8 protein-coding genes are annotated in these 6,194 nt (G+C 41.6%); 6 read left to right on the top strand and 2 right to left on the bottom strand.

The window, feature by feature from the left end:
- The coding region (locus tag SOS22_RS03995) for an Lrp/AsnC family transcriptional regulator (protein ID WP_320596383.1) at positions 1 to 488 on the top strand (488 nt) is incomplete at its 5' end.
- Positions 489 to 511: 23 nt separating this feature from the next.
- Here SOS22_RS03995 and SOS22_RS03990 read toward each other — a convergent pair.
- Positions 512 to 1,525 (bottom strand): phosphotransferase, encoded by a 1,014-nt coding sequence (locus tag SOS22_RS03990; RefSeq protein WP_320596382.1) that lies wholly within the window; start codon positions 1,523 to 1,525, stop codon positions 512 to 514.
- Positions 1,525 to 3,015 (bottom strand): cysteine synthase A, encoded by a 1,491-nt coding sequence (gene cysK / locus SOS22_RS03985; RefSeq protein ID WP_320596381.1) that lies wholly within the window; start codon positions 3,013 to 3,015, stop codon positions 1,525 to 1,527. Before cysK ends, SOS22_RS03990 begins: the two co-directional genes overlap by 1 nt.
- A 116-nt stretch (positions 3,016 to 3,131) precedes the next feature.
- On the opposite strand from cysK, the gene SOS22_RS03980 reads away from it, so the two are divergent.
- The 5 genes from SOS22_RS03980 to SOS22_RS03960 all read left to right on the top strand — a co-directional run bounded on the left by SOS22_RS03980 (position 3,132) and on the right by SOS22_RS03960 (position 6,025).
- On the top strand, positions 3,132 to 3,578 hold the full coding sequence (locus SOS22_RS03980) for a C-GCAxxG-C-C family protein (protein ID WP_320596380.1): 447 nt from the start codon (positions 3,132 to 3,134) through the stop codon (positions 3,576 to 3,578).
- A gap of 18 nt (positions 3,579 to 3,596) precedes the next feature.
- Positions 3,597 to 4,043 (top strand): C-GCAxxG-C-C family protein, encoded by a 447-nt coding sequence (locus SOS22_RS03975; RefSeq protein ID WP_320324596.1) that lies wholly within the window; start codon positions 3,597 to 3,599, stop codon positions 4,041 to 4,043.
- Positions 4,030 to 4,596, top strand: coding sequence for a hypothetical protein (locus SOS22_RS03970; RefSeq protein ID WP_320596379.1), 567 nt, complete (start codon positions 4,030 to 4,032; stop codon positions 4,594 to 4,596). Before SOS22_RS03975 ends, SOS22_RS03970 begins: the two co-directional genes overlap by 14 nt.
- A gap of 241 nt (positions 4,597 to 4,837) precedes the next feature.
- The gene (locus SOS22_RS03965; RefSeq protein WP_320324598.1) at positions 4,838 to 5,026 is read left to right on the top strand and encodes a hypothetical protein; all 189 of its coding nucleotides are present in this window, start codon (positions 4,838 to 4,840) and stop codon (positions 5,024 to 5,026) included.
- 51 nt (positions 5,027 to 5,077) lie between these two features.
- Complete coding sequence (locus SOS22_RS03960) at positions 5,078 to 6,025, top strand: SHIRT domain-containing protein (protein ID WP_320596378.1); 948 nt, start codon at positions 5,078 to 5,080, stop codon at positions 6,023 to 6,025.
- Positions 6,026 to 6,194 lie beyond the last annotated feature (169 nt).

Genomic DNA, 6,194 nt, shown 5'->3' with positions numbered 1-6,194 from the left:
GTACAATAAAAGCAGAAAAGGAGACTTCTATGTTTGTGGAAGAACTAGATACACTGGATCAAAAAATATTAGAATTATTGATTGAAAATGCGCGATATACCTATTCAGAAATTGGCAATAAACTTGGTATATCACGAGTGGCAGTGAAAAACCACGTTAAAGAATTGGAAAATCGTGGCATCATTGAAGAATATACGACCATCATAGATCCGCATAAACTAACGGATTCCATTTCTTGTTTTTTTGAAATTGAAACAAAACCAGAAACATTCCATACCGTTATTCAAAAACTCAAAGATTGTCCGGACATTACCCAAATCTATCAAACAACTGGTCATTGTCGTCTTCATGTACATGCCATCGTTGCCGGACAAGAAGAAATGGACCGTCTTCTTCAAGAAGTCATCGATCCATTACCTGGTGCCCTATCCATTCAAACCAATGTCATCCTAAGCCGAATCAAAGACATCAAAGGTCTACGCCTATAAAAAAACAGCCAGTTCTGACTGTTTTATAAATAATTTTGTTCTATTTGATCCAAAAAGGCATCCTCGAGATATTGATCCAACTTCTTTTTTGTTTCTGGATTGTGGATCAAGCGATCAGACTGTTGATATTGGACCCAAGCCATCGCACAATAGGTAATGCCCCGTAAACAAGTAATCGATAAATACGTATACGTCCGTTCGATCAATCCATCCAAACAAAAACGTCCATCGACCGCTTGGATATATTCTTTCAATACGGCATCCACACAGGATTTCTCCAAAAGGATATCGGTTTTCCAGAATGTGGTCGTAGGCGCGAAAAAATGACCCAGATCTTGTGCCGGCTCACTATATACCGGTTTTTCCCAATCAATCAAATAATTGGTTTTTTCATTGCCATTGATCAAAAAATTCCCATTATTGAGTTCTGTATTGACACAACATCGATACGACATCGATGTTGGATTGTTTTTGTATATCTGCCAAGCCGTATCCAACATCGAACGAATATGTGCTTCCACATGCGCATCCTTATTGGATGCATGCACATAAACCGAAAACATGTCTTCACATTCTTTCAATATCGCAGCCAAAGGATCGTTATCAACGATCAGACCATCATTCACCGATATTGGAATACTATGAATATCCGCTAAGATCTGCATACCCAATCCACACTCTGTTTGATAATCCAAAGCATGGCCTGGTAACCAAGATTCCACCAAGACCCCATAGGGACGATGCGTATCTTTGGGCCAACAGCCCCATACTTGAGGGGTATGGCAACTTTCTTTCAACAAATCCAAGGCATGGGCTTCATACCCAATCGAATCATCGACATGGATCTGACTGGCCGTGTTGATTCGCAATAATAAAGGCTTTTGCGTTAGGGGATGAATCCATTTAAAATTCACATTGTATTCCCCCATCGCTAATAATTGATACGATTCAACCACCTGTTCAGGAAGACCCAACGGTTTCCGGTACTGCGGATCATGAATCAATGCCGAAACGCCTTCAAACATTTCCAAATTCATTAGATACGCACCTTATTGGGATTGTTGATATATTTTGGCTTTTCCTCTAGTGCTTTACCTCCATGTTTAGGTAGATAATCCAATAACTGATTCTGAATGATATCATCGGTAATCTCGGCTGCTTCCTTGACGATTCGCTCACAATTCATCTTATGCTCTTCGGAATTCCAAACAAATGGCTTCGTTAGTACACGACAACACATCGCATGCTCCAATTGACGGAAGCGATCATGCAATTCATTGGTCACCGTAAAAGCCAAACGTTCCGATTCATAATTATGACTACGCCCCGCAATTAAGCTTAAGACCATGGCACAACCCGTTACCGCACCACAAGCGCAACCCGATTCCCCTAAACCGGACCCAAAAGCGGTCGCAATCTTATATTGATCACTAGGAAACTGTAACTCATACGCTTCATTGAATCCACGCAACATCGCTTCCGAACAATACAAGCCATTTTGAAAATAACGCAAAGACAAAGCCACGGCTTTTGGCAAATGACTATCCAGATCTTTAAATACCGATTGATCCAATCGATTTCCTGCCTCTTTGGCATTGCGAGCAAACTCTTCAAACAACCACGTACTCAAATAGCGTTCTCCACTATCGGGCAATACCGTTACGATTCGTTTTCCTTTATTTTCCAGACGCTGTGCCAAAGTAACGGCTGCCCACACATTGGCCGCCCCCGAAATTCCAGCTAAGATGCCATCATTTTGACTCAACAAATGGGCATACTTGCTCGCATCTTCATCTTCCACCAATAAGATCTCATCGACAATCTCCATATTCATATTAGCGGGAATAAAGCCAGCCCCGATTCCTTGAATCCGATGCGGATAGGGTTTGCCACCCGACAATACAGCAGATTTCAACGGTTCAACCGCTACCACTTGGGTATTTGGATCGTTTTGTTTCAAAACCTTGCCAATGCCTGTCAACGTACCTCCTGTACCAACGCCAGCCACAAAGATGTCTACTTGCCCATCGGTATCCGCTAGAATCTCTTTTGCGGTGGTTTGCCGATGCACCTCGGCATTGGCCGGATTGGAAAATTGATCAGGGATCCATGCATGAGGAATTTGTGCCTGTAATTCTTTGGCCTTTTGGATCGAACCCGGCATATTCAACCGTGCTTCCGTTAAAACGATTTCCGCCCCTAATGCGGTTAATATTTTCCGACGCTCCATGCTCATCGTTTCCGGCATGGTCAAGATCAAGTGATAGCCCTTGATTGCACAAGCCATCGCCAATCCAATACCGGTATTGCCACTGGTTGGCTCGATGATCGTAGCTCCAGGACAAAGAATGCCCTTTTGTTCTGCATCTTCGATCATAGCTAGACCTACACGATCTTTAATGCTGGACATGGGATTGAAATTTTCTAACTTCACCACGACTTCAGCTGCAGTGGGATTGGTTTTTTGACTCAATTTCACCATGGGCGTATGCCCAATCAAATCTGTTACATTTTCCGCAATATGCATGATACTTGGCTCCTTTTTCTTTTTTCTGTATACTGAGAGTTTAACACTTTTATTCCTAGTTGACAAATTGGTTTTATAGGTTTATTTTAACCTTACAATGAAAGTGAGGAAATTGTATGAAAGAACCAAGTGAGGAACTCATTGAACAAATTGCCCATGACTTCACCCAAGAACACATGATGTGTTCCCAAGTCACTTTTGCGTATGCCGCAAAAAAACTGGGATACAACGTGGATACAGCCAAACACATGGCTTCCATTTTTGGTGGTGGCATGATGAATGGCGAACGCTGTGGCGCATTAACGGGTGCATTGATGGGCCTTGGCCTCAAATACGGCCATTCCGGACCGGAAGACAAAGCCAATGAACAAACTTTACAAGCCAAGAAAAAAGCTTTGGAAGCTGCATTCATGGATCAATACCATAGCTTATTGTGTAAAGATGTGATTGGTGCTAATTTCGGTACACCCGAAGGCCAAAAGAAGATCCAAGAAGAACAATTAACCAAAAATTGTCCTCTATTGACGGCTCGTGTATGTATGCTTTTAGACGAGTTATTATAAAGAAAGAAGGAAATCAAAATGGCAAAAGAACCAAGTACAACCTTTGTAGAAACGGTCGCAAAAGATTTCGCATCCGGACTTCATTGCTCACAAGTAACCCTGGCTTATGCCGCTAAGAAACTGGGATATGATGAAAAAACGGCCAAAAAAATTGGTGCTGGATTTGGCGGTGGCATGTTCAATGGCGAACGCTGTGGTGCGCTTACCGGCGCCATGATGGGTCTAGGCCTCAAATATGGATATACAGGTCAAAAAGACGCAGAAAATCTAGCCGTCCTCCAACAGAAAGTGAAACAATTGGAAGATGCATTCCAAACCTATTATGCATCCTTGCAGTGTGAAGATATCATTGGCGTAAACATTGGTACACCAGAAGGTGCCAAAAAAGCGGTCGAGAACAATTGCTTTGCGAACTGTCCCTTGTTGACGGCACGCGTATGTATGATCCTTGATGAATTACTCTGATCCTACTTTGCTTGCCAGGGTCAATGATGTCCAAGCCAAACAAGACCAGATCATCAAGGTCTATCATTCGCACTTAAAAAAGTACGATACCCACTGGCCACTTACACGCGCTCAAGTGGAAGTAGATATGATCCATTTGTTGAGCTCGCTCCAAGACGATCAAATCCAATTTCCAAAAATCATTGCCTGGCAGCCCAAAACGACAACGTTGACCATGAAGCGACTTTCAGGTCGTCCTCTATCCCAATTTCAAGCAAAAGATTTGATGGATGAACAACTATGGAAACCTCTTTTTTCCTTTTTTGAAGATCTAAAGAACATCACAAAACAAGATCTTCGACAAGCAACCGGATCTTATTTTAGTTATCAAACAAAGATCCAAAAATGCATGTATCAAAATAAGATTGAACAACAACCACCCCTAGGCAAGCAAATGCTCTGTCTGGGTGATGTTAGCATCTATAATGTTTTATGGGATACCAAAAACCGGCTTTGGTTGATTTGGAATGTGCACACTGGGGCTATCCTGGATACGATATCGGCCAATTACTAGCCATGCTCCAAGTGCGGTTCGCCCATACACCGCTACTTCCTTATTTGGATGCACACATGTCCCAATGGATCCAAGATCCCCTCTTTTATCAACAAATCATCGAATGGAAACAAGCTTTCCTTCCCTATTACAAGTCTCAGAAATGATCGAACTGGGACTTTTTTCATAGAATCTTCCTTTAACCATTGCTAGAATATATTTGTTGTAAAATACAATATTTTTAAAATAGAGGGAGACACAAATGAAAAAAATCGTCCAAGCCCTATTATGTGCAGGCCTATTCTTTATTTTTTTACCCCAACAAGTATATGCAACCGAAGCCGATCCAGCCAGTTATGCCGGTCATTATTCCACAAACCAAAGTTTTGCGTTTGTGAATAGCCGCTATTATGATGGAACCAATCAAGTGAAAGTATTTAATTTTGGTTGAGCAGCCATTCCTTCATCCGGTGAATATTACTTGAATGGTGATTGGTCCGACATGGAACATGTCTATACGCGTGAAGATTATCATTCTACGACAACACCAACCAACGAAGTCGGTGCCGATGGGGATGGTCAATTAGCATCCGCCAATGCCGGAACTTATACAACCATCAATATTTCCAACTTCACCTTATATGGCCCCGATGCCAAGAATTATCGTCTACCCACCACTTTCAATCATGTACCAACCTATGTTGAAATTTGGCAAGTTGCCCCCGAACTCACTTTGACCAGTGACGTACAAGGTACGATCCAACGCGGCCAATCCTTTACCCTTACACTCACGATCCAAAATGATTTCAACAATGTAAGTGGTTTACCCACAACCAATCAAGTCAGCTTTGATGTTGAAAATGCCGAAGCCATTTCAACCATTACCCAAACTGACAATACATATGTACAAACATTCAAAGCAACCCATGATACCAATGTCCAAACGATCAAAGCCAAAGCTGGTGTAAAAAATAATGCCACCAATTATAAAGAAGGCTATCAAACCTTAAATCTGACTTTACCAGCTATTCATTCCATTTCCTATCAATTTGTGAGTGGCACCCAAGGCAAAGATCTTCCCGATTCGATCACAAAGTTATTGCCACAAACAACAACCGCTCAAGAAGGACAAACGGTTTCACCAACCCAACCCACAGCCAATCAAGTAAACGTGTCAGATGGCATCTGGACATTTGCAGGGTATGATGTCAATCAAAAAGCATTGGATACAGATATCACATTCACAGGGACATGGACCTTTACAGCCAATGCACAAACAAACAAAAAACAATCATCCAACACCAATTCAAAGCCAAAACCGGCACAAAAAAATAAAGGTATACAAACAGGCATCACCACACATACGACACTATGGACACGTTTATTCAGTGGTTCACTTGTGATCTGCATATTGTTGTTTGCCTTACGAAAACGGAAATTATCCAACTAAACGGGGACAAGATCTCCGTTTTTTCTCATGATAAATTATCATAATAAGTGCAACAGCCTATAAGAATTAAAAAAGTCCATGGGTTCAATGATAAAATGTGAGTGAGAAAACAAACATTTATCAAGGAGAATCCCATGAACTACAACCATCTTAACATAAATGAGAGAAC

The sequence above is a fragment of the Absicoccus sp. genome (assembly GCF_034090965.1).
In the GTDB taxonomy this organism is placed as follows: Bacteria; Bacillota_I; Bacilli_A; order Erysipelotrichales; family Erysipelotrichaceae; genus Absicoccus; species Absicoccus intestinalis.
Note: the sequence above shows the minus strand (reverse complement) of the source record. Positions and strands in the feature narration are given on the sequence as shown.